Below are 19,346 nucleotides of genomic sequence, written 5' to 3' on the forward strand. Positions count from 1 at the left end.
TTGTAATGTTTCCTGGGACCAGAGAGTCCATTGATCGTGACGCTGCTGAGTATGTCATCATTGGAGCGCCGTTGGATGTTTCAACATCATTTCTTCCGGGCACCCGATTTGGTCCCGACCGTATTCGACAGTTCGCTCGTCCGTTTGACGACTATGACCGACGGACCGACCTGCACTTTTCTGCGTGCGGCGTTATTGATCAAGGGAATGTACGTGCATGGGATGATGCAACAGAGTATCTTGAATGGCTCAATGGTGAACTTACTGCTATCATCCGTGATGATGCCCTCCCGGTGTTACTTGGCGGAGAACATACTATCACCCGCGCAGGCGTTGATGCGGTAATGCCAGATGTGTTCGTTTGTCTTGATGCACATCTCGATCTACGCCAGACATATGATGGGAACACAAACAGTCACGCGACCGTAACCCATCATATATCTAAAATAGATACAATCGAGGAGATACTAATCATTGGTGCTCGAACCGGCACGGAGACCGAGTGGGAACGTGCAACAGCCGCAGATGTAACTATCGTATCGCCAACTGATCTTACCGCAGGGTTCGATGTAACTACGTGGATTGGTGATCGATCGAGTTATATCAGTGTGGATATTGATGCAGTCGACCCAGGATTTGCACCTGGGACTGGAACGCCTGAACCCGGTGGGATTACACCACAGGATGCAAGAGAAACTGTTCGAGCCGCTGCAAGCTCAGCAGTTGGGTTTGATATTGTTGAGGTCACTGACCGTGATGATGGGCAGACAGCAAGCCTCGCCGGAAAGCTTGTACGCGATTTTATTTATATGCATTACGCAGCGAAAACGTGATACACAACCAACGAGACGGAGCCTGCTCGATAGAAACAAAAGTTATCATTACCTGGTTGAGAGTTTGAGTAATCTTGAGTGAACCAGTCTTGTGGTGTCTAGGTATATACGTTGTATAGTGAAGTATCATGGGCGTGGTGATCCGTGACTTCGCTGTGGTCTCTAGCAGGAAGCCAGCGGAACGACCGATAGCAAATTTGATTCCACCCGCGCTCGTCTCTAGCGAGACTCGCGTGGAACCGGTAACACCCGAACACATCGTCGGTGCCACCGTAACAGAGGTCGTCTCCAAATTATTGTAGGGCGTCCCGATGGTTCAAAACAGGGACGTAGCCGAGCGCACGCGCTTCACCCCCGCCCACGGTGAGGCGGGGAACTCGCGCTGCTTTTCGTCTAGATTGAGTCGAGATATGTCGATGCAAGTGCATCAAGCGCTTCATGATGTTCTGTTGTGTGTGGGGCTGCCAGTGGTGATACTGAAATATGTCCATCAACAACAGCGCGACGGTCTGTGCCGCTCGGGTCAGGAATATCATCGGTTCGCATCCGTTCCCAAACACGGTCATGCAAAGTTACTGTTCCGTTGCCATCATGTTCAGCTGTCATGTCATAAACTCTGGAGGGACGCGTGACTTCAAGTGTTGCCGGCTCATTTGCTGCTACTGGAGCGTTAATATTGAGATAATCAGCCTGTTCGAACACGCCGGCATCGAATGCATGTCGAGCAAGATATGTGGCTGCTCGACTTGCATCAGCAAATGCTGATACCTCCGTTGCCTGTTTATGCCACGGAGTATCGCCACCGCCCGGAATGTACATCGACACCGCCATTGCGGGAACGTCGAAGAACGTCGATTCAACAGCTGCACTGACAGTTCCGGACCGACCAAGAACATATGCACCGATGTTAGCACCCTTATTACATCCAGCAATGACGAGGTCAACATCTGGACAAAGCGCTTCTACGCCAGCAACAACACAGTCAGCTGGGGTGCCATCGATTCCGTACCCCCAATCGTGTTCATGGATTGTAACATCTGAGGACAGTTGCCGACCAACCGCACTTTGATCATCTGTTGGGGCAACAACAGTAACCTCAGCAATATCATCGAACGCTTGGTATAACGCTTGAATGCCAACGGCATCAATACCGTCATCGTTCGTCAAAAGGACCGAAAGGGATTCGCTCATAACTATACTCTGTGCGGCGAGTGAAAAGATGTACCGCACACTGTGCTTGACTGTGGTCTATAACTCAATATATGCTATATCTGGGTATCAATAGTGCATCACAGCCTGAGAATCCACGCATTTTAGCTTTGACCTATGAATGTTGAGTGGAATCACAGTTCTGTATCGTGTATTAATCGGTATGATATAACCGAGAAACATGCAATACCGGTTGGTTATGCGATGATATCAATTACTGATTCATCGTCAACAACAAGATTGTATGCATCCTCATCATCGTTCCAAAGACAAAGGACATTCTCAAAGGCAAGTATAGCACCATATTCCGCAGTCAAGAGTGGTTCTGTGAGCGTGTCCTTAACGGTTACAACTGCATAATGATCGGTTGTTTGACTCCCGTCACCGATTTTGAAGACAGGATTAGTATCATACGAAGTTTGTAGGTTTGAGGAGCCGTGTCCACGTCTATATTGATTTGAGTTCTCTGTGGGCGATGTAGTAAGATCATGGCTCAGTTTTACTGCTATAAGGTCAATTCGGTTTGTGACGTGGGTCTCCATTGTCTCCATCGCAGCATGCCGTCGAGGGTTAGCAGAGACAGGCGCTCGGGCAGTTCCATCTCGCCTAATAATTGTATATGAGAACTGGACAGTTTCATTACGGAACCTACCATCACCAGCAGTCTCTGAATCTCGATCCATCTGTCCGGCTGCCGTTGTTTCAGACTTATTCATCACCCGTGGTGCATCATCAAGTTGCTGTTGCGTTGGTGGCGCCGTAACCCTTGATCGACGGTCAAATGACCACCCGCGGTCTGATGGGGTTTTCCCAGACCATAACCGAAGTGTCGGAGCATAAATCGTTGCGTCTATTTCATCATCAGGCGTCGCAGCTGGTGTTAAATTGCCCGCTCGCTCAGATAGAATCTGCCCCTCATCCTCTAGGATTGGTTCTGTCAGTGGGTCACCTGTCAGCATTCGCTCGATTGCTCGAAGGTGGATACTGGTGTGTTTATCAGCCGGAGCAAGTCCAATGAATGACCCATCAGTAGCAACTGCAGATAAATACCGTCTGGCGACGATGTATGGGTCATCGAGTTCACTCAGGACGTTTCCAAAGAGAATCACATCAAATGGACGCTCATTGTCTGCGGACCCAATACAGGTAGGATCAAATGATTCCGCAGACTCGTGATGAATTGTTGTTCGGAAGTTTCGTCGGGTCTCTGCGAGGATATCTGTGAGGAGATCGACTCCTGCGGATGGCTCAACACCATGATACTCGACAAGGCTACTCTCTGGAAGATAGTCGTGAATGCCAGCTGCTGGACCACCAACTCCTGCCCCGACATCAAGAATTCGGAGTGTCTGTGAGAGACATCCCTGCTCAAGTAAATCATCAAGAACGTATCCAATTGCCGCATAATAATCGGAAAAATGATAGATCGCATATCCAAGTGCGACAGTCTGATCATATTCGACAGGGTTTTGCTGATAATAATCTCTTTTGAGTCGGCGGATTGTTGACCGTAGCATCGCGCCAGAGTCACCACGGTACCATTCAGAACCAAATCGCTCCACAAGATGATCAGCAATAACCTCATCATACCGACGAGGAAGCATATCTGGTTGCCACATTGGATCCGGTATCGGGTCTGTCGAAGCAGGCACGAATGTTCCATCAGCTCGCTCTCTTAATCCAAGTTCAAATGCCTCTTGACGAAGCGTTTCACGAACAACTGCTGGATGTGGTTGATCCTCAATATATTCATAAATCTCATTTGGATCAATAGGACGGACATTACGGAGATATTTCGCATTCGTCCGGACAGCTTCGCGGTCAATCATGTGTGTTCGCCTGCCTCAGTGTATAATTGATTAAATGTCTCAGGATCGGCATCAGCAATCTGACGAGCGGCTGATGCGACCTCATCAGCGCCCCGAAACGTTGTTTGTATCTCTTGATATACACGGGGGGACCCATCAGTCACAGTCGCGACAATATCATCAAGCGCACGCGAAACGGGCGTTGCGAACTCATCGCGAACATCCGCAGCGGCAAGAGCATATGCAAGCACAGCCGCATGTGCACTTGCCTGGACTGTCTGCATCGCCATATCATGTTCATTCGGCGTGGTTCTAAAGACATGGTTTCCTGCTTCAATAACTGTATCAACAATCCTATTTGTAATCGGACCGGGAGAATCAGGGACGAAAGCAACATTTCCCGGCGCGTTTGTAGCTGCGAACAGTGGGTGCAGACTATGACGTTCAAGATGTTCACAATGTGCCTGCATCATCTCAACTGGAGTCTGCATCACTCCGGTAATATCAAATATTGCCTGCTCCGCTCGGTCTGCATAATTAATAATCGCGGGCTCAATTGCAGTGATTGGAACAGCAAGACAGACAATTGAAAAGGTCGCGTTTATATCGCCCGTAACAGCCTGAACGGTTCTGTTATGTGAAGCATGATCAGCGTCTCGCTGGATTGTTTCAGCCGCTGCTACTGCGATTGCATCATCACGGTCGACAAAGGCGATGTCAAAGGACTGGAGAAGCGTTCGGGCTATCCAGCGGCCCATCTCACCAGCACCGACCACGAGTACCTCCATTGTCATTAACTATGCATCGTTGCTGTGAAAAACAGTTCGATAGGTCAATTCGATCAGGAAAGTCATGATAGCAAAATAAAACTCAGTCGATACAAACCGATATGAATTCATTGATGGCCAAATATAATCATTCATTCTCAGCCACACGGTGAAATGAGGGTCGACATCAAACTGACGCAAATATGACAACTGGAATTACTACGTTCCAAGTGGTGTGATTGGATATGTCGTTAAGTTCTCCACGCCGGAGTCAGTAACGACAACAAGATTCTCAATTCGAAGTCCCCCGACAGTTGGATCGTATATCCCTGGTTCCACAGTAATCACATGTCCTGGTTTGAGCTTGCCTCCATCGGGACTGACGCGCGGAAGTTCATGCACATCTAATCCAACACCATGACCCGTTGAGTGAATAAAGCCAGTCTCTGCAGTAGGGTCAGACCGAAGTGTCGATATTCCAGCATTCTCATATATATCACAGACAATATCGTGAATATATTGCCCAGTGACACCAGGTTCAATCGCGTCGATTGCTGTTGTGAGTGCGTTTTGAGTGAGTTCGAACCAGTTGCTGAGCGTCTCATCAGGCGTTCCTCTCAGAAATGTTCGGGTCATATCCGCATGATAATGCGTTTGTTTTGATCGTGGGAAAATGTCGACAACAATTGGTTCATCAGCATAAATGGGTCCATGACCACGATTATGTGGATCAGCAGCATCTGAACCACATGCAACAATTGTCTCATCAAGCGCACACTCATGCTGCAGCAATGTTGTTTCGATTGCCTGTTTGATTCGTTCACTGGTGAGTATTTCATCATCGTAATACAGGATTTCATCATCGACAGTCGCTGAATTAATCAGCTTCGCTGCGGTTTCCATCGCTGCCTCATTTGCCGCTTGTGCATCTCGGATATGCTCAATTTCTGTCTCCGTTTTTTGTGCACGAATTGTGGTGACTATATCATCAGCCTCAGCACTAACTGAGAGGTCGTGCTCACGTAGTGTATCAGCAGGTCCAAGTGGAAAGCGCTCTGGAGTCACAACGCATTTTACATCGTGTTCTTGAAGCCACTTGGCAGTCACACGTGCTTTGGCGGTCGTTGCATTATATTCGCTTACGATTGACCGATAATCATAATCTGCGAGCCGCGACACACTATCTGCTCGGCTTTCTGCCTGTGCTCTGCCATACTCAAGCGCGGAAACCAGAAGTGCTGTTTTTTCAGGTGTATAAATCGTGATGAATGGATCAGGTGCGTCAAATCCGGAGAGGTACCGCTGTGTGGAACTTGATCCATCCGCGTCAACTAGATAACCATCAGCGCCTGCCTCATCAAGATATGTATCAAGATCTGTGAAATCTGGTTCTGGCGTGAGTTCTGTGCTCATACTGGAATCGTCGTTTGAATCTGAATCTGTGTCTGTATTCGCATTCATATTTTACTTTTGTGTATGTATATGTAGGGAACTCTGTGAGTAAACCGAGATATACTAATTCAAGTTATGTTACAGCGATAAGAAAGTCCTCGGGGTGAATTGGAATAAGTGTGCGATGTGATGTTGTCTCCAAGTAGGAACTCTCAAATTAGGTGTATATACGAATCAATTAGTATAACATAATTATGCAAATATAAATCAAATGAATATATGTAGGATTATTTTTCTCATACTGTTGTTTTCAGTAACTCCTGCGAGGGTAGGCTCAAGATATCTTTTCGATACCAAACCGAGAGTAAGAGGGTCGCACGTGAGCGTGCATCTTCTATATGTGATACATCGATGGATGTGATTACTCTCTGTGCGGTTATTTGAGTCGCTCCTGAAGGAATGATGGATGCGCTGCAGTAACACCATCAACATCAAGAACCGATTCAGAGATCACATCTCCAAGCGCGTCACCGTCTGGTGCTCGGACCTCTGCTATCAACATATGATCGCCTGAGGATGTATATAGTGACTCAATCGACTCAAGATTCCGCAGGGTTCGTGTGACTTCGACATATCGCTCTGAAGCGACGTCAAGACCAACGACTGCAATTGAAGTTTCAGAGAGTTTCTTCGGGTCAACGTCTGCTGAATATCCAACGATTACGCCTTCTTCTTCCATTTTTCGGATATACTTCCGAACTGTTGGTTTTGAAACATCTGCTCGTTTAGCAATTTCCGCATACGATGCTTGCGCATCGTCCTCGAGAACATCAAGGATACGACCCTCTGTTGAGGTAACTTCCATACGTTCATATTTTGGTTGGTGAAAAAAATAACTTCCGAATCAAAAAACCAACATCAGGCTATCTGAACAACAGACGGTGGGTTATTTGTGTTTATCGAGGAAAGTATCGTATACTCGGTCCCATTCATACTCGTCATCAAAGTATTTCTCTGCAAGTGGTTCTTCAGGTATTTCTCCGGTCCGCTTTTTCTCCTGTTGATATGATGGACGATTATTATCGACGTAGTATCGACCAGTGAGGACAGTCCCCTCGTGAAGTGCATTTTCAGTCTCAAACATCAATTGTGAGGCTGTTGAACGGTCCGTTGTATCGACATCATACTCATCGGAATCATTAATATCGATATATGGGACATACTGCTTTGCATCCTTATTCCACGTTGGGCACTGTGTCAGAAAGTCAATATGCGAGAACCCATCGTGTTCAATTGCTTCAACAATAATATCCCGAGCTTGATTTGGATTGACTGCGGCAGTTCGAGCAACATATGATGCACCTGCGTTCAGAGCCATCGACAGCGGACGGATTGGATCCTTCGCAGACCCATGTGGTTGTGTTTTCGATTTATGTCCCTTTGGTGATGTTGGAGATGTCTGCCCTTTTGTCAAGCCAAAGATCTCGTTATTGAACACAATATACGTCATATCATGGTTCTCACGGGCGGTGTGCATGAAGTGGTTACCGCCAATACCGTATCCATCACCATCACCGCCTGCAGCAACGACTGTAAGACCATCATTTGCCACTTTTGCCGCTCGAGCAACCGGTAACGATCGTCCATGGATTGTATGGAATCCATAGCTCTCGAAGTAACTATTCAATTTGCCTGAGCAACCGATTCCTGTACAGACAAGCATTTCCTCAGGTGCTAGCCCAAGTTCTGCGGCAGCACCTTTGAGCGCTTTAAGAACGCCAAAGTCGCCACACCCAGGACACCATGTAGCTTGGGGCTCAAGCCCAGGGGTATATTCACTACGGTCATGCTCCTGCTCTTCGCCAATTGCACTAAATGCACTCATAATTAATCACTCGCTGCTGGAATATATTTAGTCTCGTTACCATTGAGAGTCCGGTCTTCGACAATACTATTAATGAACCCATCGACTATTTCCGCGGGTTCAAACGGGTTACCATTATACTTAAGCAGACTCGAAAGTTTATCACCATACCGACCAAGCTCTTTTTGAGTCAGTCCACGGAATTGTGCGGAGGCGTTCATCTCAACGACTAGCACTTCATCAACGCTCTCAATGAATGATGACACCTCTTTAACCGGATATGGAGCAAGCTCAGAAACACCGAGCATCTTGACATGGTAGCCTTCGGTATCAAGTTCATCGATTGCTTCTCTGACTGTTCCTTGTTGAGATCCAAATGTCAAAATACCATACTGTGCTTCCGACGGACCGTACTGGGTGTTTCGGGTCTGTCCATCAGTTTCGAGATCATCACGAATGGCTTCGAGTTTCTCCATCCGACGGTCAACCTGGTTGACTCGATTATCCGGATCTTCTGAAATATGACCTGCAGGCATATGTTCATTCCCTGTTGCGAGGAATCGACCACCTTCCTGTCCAGGGAGTGACCGCGGGCTGACTCCATTTTCGCCAGCATGCTGGAAACGGTTATATTTCCCAGACGGATCATGAGATGCATCCTCTAATTCCGCCTCTGTAAGTGTTGACCCAAGGTCTGGATTTGGTTCTTCATCGAAGACAGTGGCTGGAATATTCTGTAGTTCTCCTCCATTTTTCTGATCGTAGAGGATAATCGAAGGGATTTGATACTCATATGCAATCTCGAACGCACGCCGCGTTTGATGATATGCCTCCTCAGAATCAGCAGGGGCGAAAACAACACGATGTGAGTCTCCTTGTGAGGTGTATAACACGTGTTCAAGATCACCTTGCTCTGGCTTTGTTGGCATGCCTGTCGATGGACCCGCTCGCATAGCTTCAATCAGTACGACCGGTGTTTCAGTCATCTCAGCGAGTCCGAGCGGCTCAGACATCAATGCAAAGCCACCACCAGAGGACCCTGACATTGCTTTGACTCCAGCATGCGATGCACCGATTGCGAGCGCTGCTGCGGCAATCTCATCTTCAACCTGCTCTGAAACGCCTCCAATCTCTGGGAGGTTCTGTGACATAATGGTGAAAACCTCTGTCCATGGCGTCATCGGGTATCCAGAGATGAACCGACAACCCTCATCAATCGCACCGTACGCGATTGCGTCTGACCCTGAAACGAGAACCTGCTCTTCATCATGATTCCCTGTTGGGACTGAAATATCTGGGGCAGTAGCATCAAATTCTGAAGTAACGGTCTCATATGCGTCATCAAAGACGTCCATGTTTGGCTCAAAGATTTTATCAGGCATTGCGTCAGCCATCATATCTTTGATAATACCTGGGTCAATGTCAGCAATCGCGCATGTGATTGCAACGCCTGCTGTGTTACGCATTACCTCACGCCCATGTTCACGGGCAATCTCTCGGAGATTAATATCATAAACATGCCAGTTGTTTGCATCGATGCGTTCGTCGAAATTAGGGATGTCATCAGGGTCGAGCAACCCCGTATCATAGACAATCACACCTCCTTCATCGAGATCATCGAGGTTTTCTGAGAGAGGTTTGATTTCTTCGACACCATAGTATGCATCTTCCTGTGGGTTCCGAGCGAATGAATCGCCAAGTGCCAACAGGAAATTATATCCATCGCCACGTGATGTCACAGAGTCCGCAGAGACACGTACCTCTGTATACGTATGACCACCACGAATTCGTGACGGATAATGACGGTGTGTGAATACATGCAACCCTGCGCGCATCAGGGCCTTCGCGAAATTCTGACTTGTCGAGGCGATTCCATCGCCGGAGCCACCTGCGATTCGCCAGATAAGTTCGTCGTCAGTCATAATTTAAGCTCACGGCCCACGTGGACCAGTAATTAATATTGGAGCATGAATTGATTAAATGCTTTGCTATACATTACCAAGGAAAAATGATGATGAAATCAACAGACGAGAGGATGAGAAATTTCCTCATATCTGCTTCACTTCTATTTCGATATTGGATTATACTGTTGGAATTACCAGTTGGACTACACTATAACAATGAGACACAGGGAGGATGAACGTGCGATAATCTAATCTGACACATAGCCAAACAGAAATTGAACCCGGTGAACTGTGTAGTAATTTCATATTTATCTATGGATACGGACAAATGACTCCAATCATCTCTACAGATTAACAGGCAGAGTGCCTCGGGGCTTGACCCCGAGGGTGAATGCCGTCACTATATGCCACAAATTTAACTATTTCTAGCGTTTCACACGGTGACAACGACCAGAAACAACCCATCAAAGTATGGAAGTGAAGACCTCATTTCCTTCGCTGGTCGTTTGACAGTTTGGAAATGTGGCCCCTCTCAAAATCCGCTACTATGATGGTGCGACGGGGGTTTCAACGGGCGCGGAGTGAAGCCGCCAACCTCCACGGACTCCTCGCTGAGTTCGGGTGTTAATTCCAGCCGACCCCTCACGGGGAAGGTCGGAGGGAATTAAATTCGCCTGCGGGTGCTGTGCAGACCCCAAACGGTGAAGCCTCGGGGCTTGACCCCGAGGTACTTCACAGTAATTACACGTTTCTCACATGCAGCAAATTAAAATCTGTATGACTTCCGCTGGAGTTACTTTCTGAGATATTCGCCTTGCATTTCGTGACCTGCTATAGAGGAGAGGTCGGCTCTAAGATAGAATTAATTCGTTTGAGGACTTGATGGATGATATTCAGTTTCATATTGTCCTGGGTTATCATCAAGTCGGTCGGGGTTAATCTGACCATCAAGAAGCATGAAATCAAGGATTGTAATGTTCAACATAGCTTCAACGACTGGGACAGCTCGTGGTGGAAGTACAGGATCGTGCCGTCCAACAACCTGAATGTCTTTTTGCTCGCCTGTTTCCCAGTCAACAGTTTGTTGCTCTTTTGGGATTGACGTTGGCGCGTGCCATGTTGCCTCGCCATAGATTGGTTGCCCAGTCGTGATACCGCCCTGTAATCCGCCGTGTGTGTTTCCTTCCGGTATCGGGTTGCCGTCTTCGTCAAATTCCCAGTCTTCATTTCGGTTTGATCCACGCCACTCACGTGCTTCATGTCCAAGACCATACTCAACGCTCGTAGTTGCTGGAACGGAAAACATTGCCTTTCCGAGACGAGCAGGGAGCGAATCAAATCGAGGTGCGCCAAGTCCTGCAGGGACTCCACGAGCCTCAAAGTAAATTGCTCCACCAATTGAATCACCTTCAGTCTGATACTCATCAATTCGCTCACGCATTCTTTCAGCAGTTTCTGGGTGTGCACATCGAACCTCGTTTTCTTCGGTGTGCTCAAGCATCTCCTCGAACGTTACCGGTGGTGCTTTGATGTCTCCAATTTGGTTGACATGTGCTTTTGCTTTTATTCCATATTCTGTGAGAATCTTTTGTGCGATCGCGCCGGCAGCAACCCAATTAACCGTTTCACGAGCTGATGATCGACCACCACCGCCCCAGTTTCGCGTCCCGAACTTCGCTGAGTACGTAAAGTCACCATGACTTGGTCGAGGGGCGGTGACATATGGTTCGTATTTTCCAGACCGAGCGTCTTTGTTTTCAATAACCATCCCAATCGGTGTTCCTGTTGTATATCCGTCCTGCACCCCAGAGTTAATCTCGACTGCATCAGGCTCACCCCGTGAGGTAGTAATCATCGACTGCCCTGGTTTTCGACGGTCAAGTTCAGCTTGGATATCTGCTTCTTCAAGTTCGAGACCAGCCGGACAGCCGGAGACGGTCACACCCATCGCATCTCCATGGCTTTCGCCATACGTTGTGACCTGAAACATACGGCCAAATCGGTTGCCATTCATTACACATTGGTTTGATTCCCGTGCATATATACATTGGAGGTACTCCCTGAGCGAACCAGCCTAAGATTGCATGCACGGTTTGATGATGTGCTGAGACTGGTCCCGAAAACTCTCTCAGGCTTACTGCACCTCAAAAAGTGTTATATATAATATCTTTATAGATCGTCGAGGCGAATACCACAGGTATTGACCATGGGGTGTTTCACCCATTTATCAATTTATGATATAGTCAATGAGTAAATGACATGTCTTGAATTGGGCCTATTTATGTACTTGGACGCTAGCTCCAAGGGCTGATAATGATTCAAAAAATGATGGAAATGATACATCAACATCTTCGCTATCGCTGATTGTCGTCTCACCCTCTGCGGCGAGCGCAGCAATCGCCAGTGACATGACAATTCGGTGGTCTCCATGTCCCTCAACGTGCGTTCCAGAAAGCGTCGTTTCACCACCATGGATAGTCAATCGATCCTGTTTTTCTGTTACTGAAGCTCCCATCGCGCCAAGTTCGGTTGCCATTGCACTGACGCGGTCTGTCTCTTTATATCGAACATGTTCGCAATTATTAATTACCGTGTCGCCGTCAGCAATGGCACCAAGTGTCGCAATCGTCGGGAGAAGGTCTGGCATATTGCCAACATCAACGGTAATTCCAGTTAACGACGCTGCTGGAACAGTAAGTTCACCAGCGTTACGATCCCATGCAACTTGTCCACCCATTGATTGAATAATCTCAACAATTGCACTATCACCCTGTGCGCTTTGGTGAGCGCCTTCAATAATAACAGCACCATCTGTTGTGGCGGCGACAGCACCAGCAGCTAGTAGATATGATATTGATGAAAAATCACCGGGAACCACATAGGTGCCATCAGTCGGTGTGTATGACTGCCCACCAGGAACCGCAAATCCATCAGCAGTTCGCTCAACTGTCACATCGAACGCTGATAGCAATTCAATCGTAATATCAACGTATGGGGCAGATTTTAGCTCGGTCTCAAGAGTGATATCGATGCCATCCGCGGTCACAGCACCTGCCATTAATAACGCAGTGATATACTGTGATGAGATGTCGCCAGGAATGGCAACTGAGCCACCCTGAAATGCATCGCCGACGATGAGTGGCGCTTGTCCATTCCGTCTGGTTGACTCTCCACGCCCATCGAGCGTTTCAATAGCCTCAAGCAGCGGACCATGTGGACGTGACCGAAGGGATTCATCACCAGTAAGGACACACAACCCATCCGCAAGCGCACCGCAGGCAGCAACAAGTCGTGTCGTTGTACCTGAGTTTTCACAGTTGATAATATCTGTTGGGGTTCTTGGGCGCCCATTAAATCCAGTGATCTCAATGTGATCTTCATCTACATGCTCAACAGTCCCACCAAATGCCTCAATTGCACGCATTGTTGCTTGTGTGTCTGCACTGATTAATGGGTCAATAATAGTTGCACTATCGCCATATCCTGCGGCAAGGATAGCCCGATGTGTATAACTTTTCGATGGAGGTGCACGAACTCGTCCGCGAACCCGTGAACGTGAGATACTAACGTCCATATGATTGATGATTTCGGTGGGAGTATGATGCTATCGGTCATCGAGTCATAAACGTTTCAACTTTCGATATCCTCCCGGCGCTAAAGCGCGAGGATTCTCCGAAGGGGATATTCAGGTTGCGCGTTTCTTCGGGATTCAAATACGCTTTCGCGTGACCCGTCGAAGGTTGCCACCGAGTTGGGTCGTGGTATTGCGCCTGCTCAGCATATGATATCACCAGTAGTTCAGAATAGCGATAGTTTTATTCGGGTTTCGTCGTATACTATGGACAGAATGTCGAGCATACGCCATTGAGCAAAAAGACTACAAACTATAATCAATCTGAGCAAATATATCATGCTATATCTGGATAGAACTGCTAATGCGTGGTGAAACGCTCCCTGGTACTGATAATTCTACAAACACGCCTGATCAGATTATTCTCCACGTCGATATGGACTGTTTTTATGCGTCCTGTGAGCGTCTTCGTGAACCAGCGTTGAGGGATGTCCCTGTTGTTATCGGGATGGGGTATGAACCAGGAGAGACATTTGGCGCCGTTGCAACAGCAAGTTACGAAGCGCGTGAATACGGTATTGAAAGCGCACAACCGATATCTCACGCGCTTGAACGACTACCGCGTGCAGATGTTGATGAGCCTAATGGTGCCGATGATACCGACACAGAGTCAAATCCATCCGGATATTATCGATCAGTTGATCTTGATTTCTATCAATCGGTGGCAGCAGAAGTTAAAGATATTCTACATGATTGCGCAGATGTAGTCCGCGAGGTAAGTATTGACGAGGCGTATCTCGACATTACCGACCGGACAGCCTGGCAGCAAACTGAGAGCGGTGACCGAACGCTTGCAGAGGGATACGCACGGTATGTCAAACAGCGGATTATGCGGACGGTGGGCGTTCCAGTAAGCGTTGGTGTTGCTCCGAATATGTCAGCAGCAAAAATTGCATCTGATCATCAGAAGCCTGATGGGCTCGTCGTTATTGAGCCGGGCTCTGTCGCATCATTTTTGAGTCCACTTCCTGTTGAGTCTATCCATGGTGTTGGTCCCGTAACGGCGGATCGACTGAGCGAGTTAGAGGTTCGAACAGCTGGGGACCTTGCGACGGCAGATCGAAAGCGCTTGACAGAAGTTCTTGATTCACGTGCAGAAACGTTATCGAAGCGTGCGATGGGTAATGATAATCGTGAGGTAACACCAACAGGGAAGCCACAGAGTCTTTCGCGAGAGTCAGCCTTTGCAGCGGCGACTGAGGATGAGGCACAGAAACGTGATGCTATCAGTGGACTCGCAGTTGATGTTGCGGCAAGAGCTAATCAACGGGGTGCGCTATATCAAACGATTGGAATCAAGATTGTTATTCCTCCATATGAAGTGCGCACCCGAGAGCGGTCATTATCGGGTCCAATTGAGGATGCAGATCTTGTCATTGATGTCGCCTGTGAACTCCTTTCAGAATTCGAAGAGGAGGCTGCCCGAAAAATCGGTGTTCGGGTCTCAAATCTTTCATTCGCTGCCGCCGACCAAGCACAACTCGATGCACGCGAATGGGATAGTGACCGTTCATGCGTCCCAACTGCGCCAGTTGACGACGCTCAAGACGATAATAACACCAAAGATATTAATGAATACCCACATCGGTCATATAGCAGTGGACAAGTATCATTAGGGGAATTTGGCACTGAACATGACTAAATAAAGTTGAAACTGAAACTGTCCAACAGTCATTCAGTGAGACTCATGTGATTGTTTCATCTCTATATCGAGCATCTAAAAGAAGTTCTCATGATGTTAGTATGATGCTGCGAGATTCAGTTGGATTCAACGATTCATCTATTGCTTCTCTCGTGGTTATATGGGAGCTACGAGGTCTTCAAGTGCTTTTCGAGGATTATCTGCCTTTGCAACCCCAGATGCAAGCAGAATACCACTTGCACCGAGATCACGAGCAGCGATAACATCATTACCAGCAGATATTCCGGCTCCACAGTAGACATCAACTGTTTTATCAATACTATTTGTTGACTCAACAGCATTGGAGACAATATCCGGATCAGCTGTTGCAACGGATGCATCTCCACCAATGAGCGCTGGTGGTTCAACAGCGACGCTGTCTGGACTAAGTGCTGTCACTGCCCCAATCTGTGCTGGGTTGTTCGCACAGACGCACGTATCAAGATCAACACGCGATGCTGCGTTGACGGCTGTATCAATATCAGCAAGTGTGAGTCGCCGCTCGGAGTGATTGATTAGTGTTCCAGTTGCTCCGGCGTTTGCAACAGCCTCCGCAAGTGTACTACCAGTGTAACTCCCGTAGTTATTTGGGCTAACATGCTGTGCCCATGTCTCGACACCGGTATCCGAGACACGCGCAATATCGGCTGCCTGTGGTGATACGGCAACACGAACTCCGGAATCATCAGCAACATCTCGAGCTGCGTTCGCGATTTCGAGTGGGTCACACGGGTATGCCTTGAGATTGATTAAGATAAACATAGTATACACTCTACAGCGGAAGATAAAATAGATTCACATCTGAGTGAGACATTTGATCAACTCATTGTTGATTATTATACACCGAGATAAGACGATATACGACTACTGATTTTGTGCTATCCAGCGTGATCTTATCTGAGCATTCAATCCTTTCGTTTGACTACATCACCAAGAGTCGTTGTTGTTGAAGAGCCACCTGACCACTCATCTTCGTCGGTGTCTGTTCCTTCAACAAGTGAGATATCAAGCCGTCGTTCTAGTTTCTCACGGACGTCATCGGATGGAAGAATATCACTTCGTTCAAGCTTCCGAATCAGACTTGCTTTCTCATTTAATGAGTCGGCAAGATCTTCTTGGCTCAGACTTCGTGACTCACGAGCTTGGCGTATCCGGTTATCATAGTCCGCGGCAATCTCATCCATATTGTCGAACATATCGCGGCGTGGAGACCCGCCGCTTTGTGAGGCCGATGAGGTCGTACTCCCAGTCGAATTTGTGCTCGACTCATCAGAGTTTGAACTTGATGTTGAGTACTTTGTCGAGGTAGATGAACTCGACTCAGTGCGGACCTCGGTCCCGAACTCCTTGCAATCACCGCAGAGTTCGAGTTCGGCCCCTTCGACTTTAACTGTCGTTAGTGACGATTGGTCACTACCACACATCTCGCACTGAGGCATATCACGGTGATAATCAAGGGAAGGATATAAACGATACGCCAAAGCGGTTTCAACAGAGTCTAGAGGTCACTCCATGCACGGTAAAATCGCTGGATAGCCGTCAAATGACCGACAATCGCAAAGAAAAGCAATAGCCAGCCAACAACACTGAGATTAAGATAATATGTTGGTACGGTTGGGAGTGTTGTCACAGCAGCAAGCACACCTGTAATCCCGATCAACGCAAGTCGATCCGCTCGCCCAACAAGTCCCCCATATTCACGACCTAATCCGACGGCTTGGATTTGGGTTCCAAGATATGATGTCATCAAGACACCGGTGACTGCCACGAATCCGAGTGCGTAAGCGTCGGAACCAGCAGCAAGTCCGATAAGCATCGCAATATCCGCATACCGATCAAGCACATGATCAAGAAGATCACCATCCTCCGAGGAGACCCCGCGCTCGCGTGCAAGCGCTCCATCAACAAGATCAAGCCATCCATTCCAGAATACACATACAGCACCGAGAACATATGTAGTTGCGGTCGCGATTCCGAACGCTCCGCCAGCACCAACAGCAAATCCAAACGCAATAAGGCTGACACCGTTTGGTGATACCCCAAGTCGATCGACAACGTCAACGAATGGGTCAAGCAATCTGTCTGCAACTGCACGGTATTGATCAAGTGTCATGGGAGCATCACAAGTATGAGTTGTATTTAGGACAGCTGATTATTATCTCTCTGATTATAATGCAGGAGTAAAATCGATAATGCCGACACGTGGAGACCGGTCCCCATTATATATATCCATTATTTCATCGGCGACTTCATCAGGTGACCGGTTAGTCGTATCTATCTCCCAGACATGCTCTTTGCCATGATGATGGACAGCTTCTGAAAGGATGAGATCAAGTGCCTCACTTTCAAGATTCTCCTTTATTGATGCTGCTGACTCATTGGACTCCCGGAGGCGGCATTCAAGCTCTTCAGGGTGACATCGGAGGACAACAACGCCATCAACATCAAAATAATGAGCCAGATGTGATTCAATGATACCATCCCAATCACCAAGCCACGTGCTAACTGCCTCAAGATCAACCACAAGTGAATCGCGTTCTTGATCACGTGCTGTCGTGAATTCTGCCTCGCTCTCATGGATAATATCATTTAGGTGCGTGACAGACGTATCAGCGTGCTCAGTAGCAGTTGTCTTACCAGTGCCAGGCGTCCCCGTGACCGCGAGGCGTGACTGTGTCATGGTCGCCCTACCTCCGTTTCGACACCTGACTCGGTAGCCGTCGCTGCTGTTTCAACGTCTTCGATGACCGCTGAGATGATATCGACGGCTCTTTTAGTTTGCTCGCGTGTCCCACACGAAATCCGGACGCATTCTGGCAGTCCGAAACTTGTTGTGTCACGAATAATGACACCTTCCTGTTTCGCAGCTTCAGCAACAGCATTTCCATCACCAACTTCACATAAGACAAAGTTCCCACCAGATGGCCATGTTCGGGCATCAAGTTCCTCACGGTAGTGCTCACGTGCCCATCGAGCAGTTTCAATCGAGTGCTCAACGTGTGATTGATCTTCAATTGCAGCAAGTGCGGCTTGACAGGCAGTCTTGTTCGCAGCAAATGGTGTATTTATTCGCGCGTACGCATCAGCCCACGATTCGGGGACTGCTGCATAACCAATTCGTAATCCAGCAAGTCCATATGCCTTTGAAAATGTTCGAAGAACGGCGATATTATCATACTCCTGAATAAGCTTGATTGCTGATGGATTATTGCTGTATTCCCCGTATGCTTCATCAATGACAATGAGCGTCTGGTCGTCAACGCCCTCAGCTAGTGCAGTAATCTCCGGAATCGGTAGCTCTGATCCCGATGGATTATGCGGCGTTGTGACATATAGTAGCCGCTCATCATCATATTGTGTGAGAATATCGCTTGCGCGCTGTTGGAAGTCTTGCTCCTTTGAAACCGGATATGTTCTGATACTCCCGTGGTGATACCGTGCTGACATTGGATAGTATGAAAAGCCCGGGTCGGAGATAAGCATTGTATCACCAGGGGTCAAAAACGCTCGTGATAAGTAATCAATCGCCCCATCAGCCCCGGGACTTAACCAGATTTGTTCAGGAGAGAGTCCCCAATAATCTGCAATCCGTGCTGTAAGGTCAGTGTGTGAACTCTTTGGGTATGTATTAACAGTCTCCGCGGTATCCGCAATCGCATCAACAGCGGCTGGGCTTGGTCCATGCGGATTTTCATTTGAAGAGAGTTTGATCAGCGAATCGGGATCAACCTCAAGCTCACGAGCCACCTCTTTCGTCCCTCGCCCAGGGACATATGGCTCGTGCGCGGAGAGATCTCTCGGTTGCATATCTAAATGCTGTTGCCCACCGGACTTTATCCTAGCGCTTGAGCATCTCTACACTTCCAAGTGTCTTCTATATCTATCAGCGGATGCGATGTTGTTCAATATTCATTTTGTTGATATAGTCGATCAGTGATATAACCAACACCGGATGGGGTAGCCCGAGGCTTTTGTTATTCCCTCAGCCATGTATTAACACTACTCAGCAAGCGATCGGAATAAGAGTGGGCGGCTTACACCCCTCAACCTAGACAGACGCACCAAGTGTGCCTATATGTGGGGTTTGTGAGTATAGTAGATTGGTTCTTACTGTCGGGTTTTGCCTTCTCATGCTATGCGATGTTCACCGACGCATCCCGGTCAGCGTGATCTTATGCTATATCACACACTTGCTGGAGCGGAATCCTGAGATTCAAAGGTTATATTTCTGGGATGGCGGATTCCAGAGGGTGGGGT

Annotated in this window: 16 protein-coding genes; 2 read left to right on the plus strand and 14 right to left on the minus strand. The window is 47.9% G+C overall.

Annotation, left to right across the window (positions count from 1 at the left end; all coding sequences use genetic code 11):
• Positions 1-5: 5 nt before the first annotated feature.
• Positions 6-833 (plus strand): agmatinase, encoded by an 828-nt coding sequence (gene speB / locus HQRW_RS12900; RefSeq protein WP_014556941.1) that lies wholly within the window; start codon positions 6-8, stop codon positions 831-833.
• A 393-nt stretch (positions 834-1,226) separates the two neighbouring features.
• Here the strand turns inward: speB and surE are convergent, their stop codons facing one another.
• The 9 genes from surE to aroA form a co-directional block, all read right to left on the minus strand.
• Positions 1,227-2,024 (minus strand): 5'/3'-nucleotidase SurE, encoded by a 798-nt coding sequence (gene surE / locus HQRW_RS12905; RefSeq protein ID WP_011572545.1) that lies wholly within the window; start codon positions 2,022-2,024, stop codon positions 1,227-1,229.
• A gap of 215 nt (positions 2,025-2,239) precedes the next feature.
• A complete protein-coding gene (locus HQRW_RS12910; protein ID WP_014556942.1) occupies positions 2,240-3,871 on the minus strand; it encodes an S-adenosylmethionine-dependent methyltransferase in 1,632 nt (543 codons plus the stop codon).
• Entirely contained in the window at positions 3,868-4,638 is a 771-nt protein-coding gene (locus tag HQRW_RS12915; protein ID WP_014556943.1) for a prephenate dehydrogenase/arogenate dehydrogenase family protein, read from the minus strand. Before HQRW_RS12915 ends, HQRW_RS12910 begins: the two co-directional genes overlap by 4 nt.
• 198 nt (positions 4,639-4,836) lie before the next feature.
• Positions 4,837-6,030, minus strand: a complete 1,194-nt coding sequence (locus tag HQRW_RS12920) for a M24 family metallopeptidase (RefSeq protein ID WP_014556944.1) — start codon at positions 6,028-6,030, stop codon at positions 4,837-4,839.
• 415 nt (positions 6,031-6,445) lie between these two features.
• Complete coding sequence (gene lrpA1 / locus HQRW_RS12925) at positions 6,446-6,874, minus strand: HTH-type transcriptional regulator LrpA1 (protein ID WP_011572549.1); 429 nt, start codon at positions 6,872-6,874, stop codon at positions 6,446-6,448.
• A gap of 81 nt (positions 6,875-6,955) precedes the next feature.
• Positions 6,956-7,894 (minus strand): thiamine pyrophosphate-dependent enzyme, encoded by a 939-nt coding sequence (locus HQRW_RS12930; RefSeq protein ID WP_011572550.1) that lies wholly within the window; start codon positions 7,892-7,894, stop codon positions 6,956-6,958.
• 2 nt (positions 7,895-7,896) lie between these two features.
• A complete protein-coding gene (locus tag HQRW_RS12935) occupies positions 7,897-9,795 on the minus strand; it encodes a 2-oxoacid:acceptor oxidoreductase subunit alpha (RefSeq protein WP_014556945.1) in 1,899 nt (632 codons plus the stop codon).
• Between the two features lie 844 nt (positions 9,796-10,639).
• Complete coding sequence (gene aroC / locus HQRW_RS12940; RefSeq protein ID WP_014556946.1) at positions 10,640-11,791, minus strand: chorismate synthase; 1,152 nt, start codon at positions 11,789-11,791, stop codon at positions 10,640-10,642.
• A 261-nt stretch (positions 11,792-12,052) separates the two neighbouring features.
• Positions 12,053-13,351 carry a 3-phosphoshikimate 1-carboxyvinyltransferase gene (gene aroA, locus HQRW_RS12945; RefSeq protein ID WP_014556947.1) on the minus strand — a complete coding sequence of 433 codons (1,299 nt, stop codon included), beginning with the start codon at positions 13,349-13,351 and terminating at the stop codon, positions 12,053-12,055.
• A gap of 361 nt (positions 13,352-13,712) precedes the next feature.
• Between aroA and HQRW_RS12950 the strand changes: the two genes are divergently transcribed.
• Positions 13,713-15,050 (plus strand): DNA polymerase Y family protein, encoded by a 1,338-nt coding sequence (locus HQRW_RS12950; protein ID WP_014556948.1) that lies wholly within the window; start codon positions 13,713-13,715, stop codon positions 15,048-15,050.
• Between the two features lie 156 nt (positions 15,051-15,206).
• Here HQRW_RS12950 and tpiA read toward each other — a convergent pair whose 3' ends face one another.
• The 5 genes from tpiA to hisC all read right to left on the minus strand — a co-directional run bounded on the left by tpiA (position 15,207) and on the right by hisC (position 18,896).
• Complete coding sequence (gene tpiA / locus HQRW_RS12955; protein WP_014556949.1) at positions 15,207-15,851, minus strand: triose-phosphate isomerase; 645 nt, start codon at positions 15,849-15,851, stop codon at positions 15,207-15,209.
• Between the two features lie 143 nt (positions 15,852-15,994).
• Positions 15,995-16,528 (minus strand): multiprotein bridging factor aMBF1, encoded by a 534-nt coding sequence (locus HQRW_RS12960; RefSeq protein WP_011572556.1) that lies wholly within the window; start codon positions 16,526-16,528, stop codon positions 15,995-15,997.
• Between the two features lie 59 nt (positions 16,529-16,587).
• Positions 16,588-17,202 carry a CDP-alcohol phosphatidyltransferase family protein gene (locus tag HQRW_RS12965; RefSeq protein WP_014556950.1) on the minus strand — a complete coding sequence of 205 codons (615 nt, stop codon included), beginning with the start codon at positions 17,200-17,202 and terminating at the stop codon, positions 16,588-16,590.
• Between the two features lie 54 nt (positions 17,203-17,256).
• A complete protein-coding gene (locus HQRW_RS12970; RefSeq protein WP_014556951.1) occupies positions 17,257-17,769 on the minus strand; it encodes an adenylate kinase family protein in 513 nt (170 codons plus the stop codon).
• Entirely contained in the window at positions 17,766-18,896 is a 1,131-nt protein-coding gene (gene hisC, locus HQRW_RS12975) for a histidinol-phosphate transaminase (RefSeq protein ID WP_014556952.1), read from the minus strand. Before hisC ends, HQRW_RS12970 begins: the two co-directional genes overlap by 4 nt.
• Between the last annotated feature and the right edge of the window lie 450 nt (positions 18,897-19,346).

The organism is Haloquadratum walsbyi C23 (genome assembly GCF_000237865.1).
Taxonomy (GTDB): domain Archaea; phylum Halobacteriota; class Halobacteria; order Halobacteriales; family Haloferacaceae; genus Haloquadratum; species Haloquadratum walsbyi.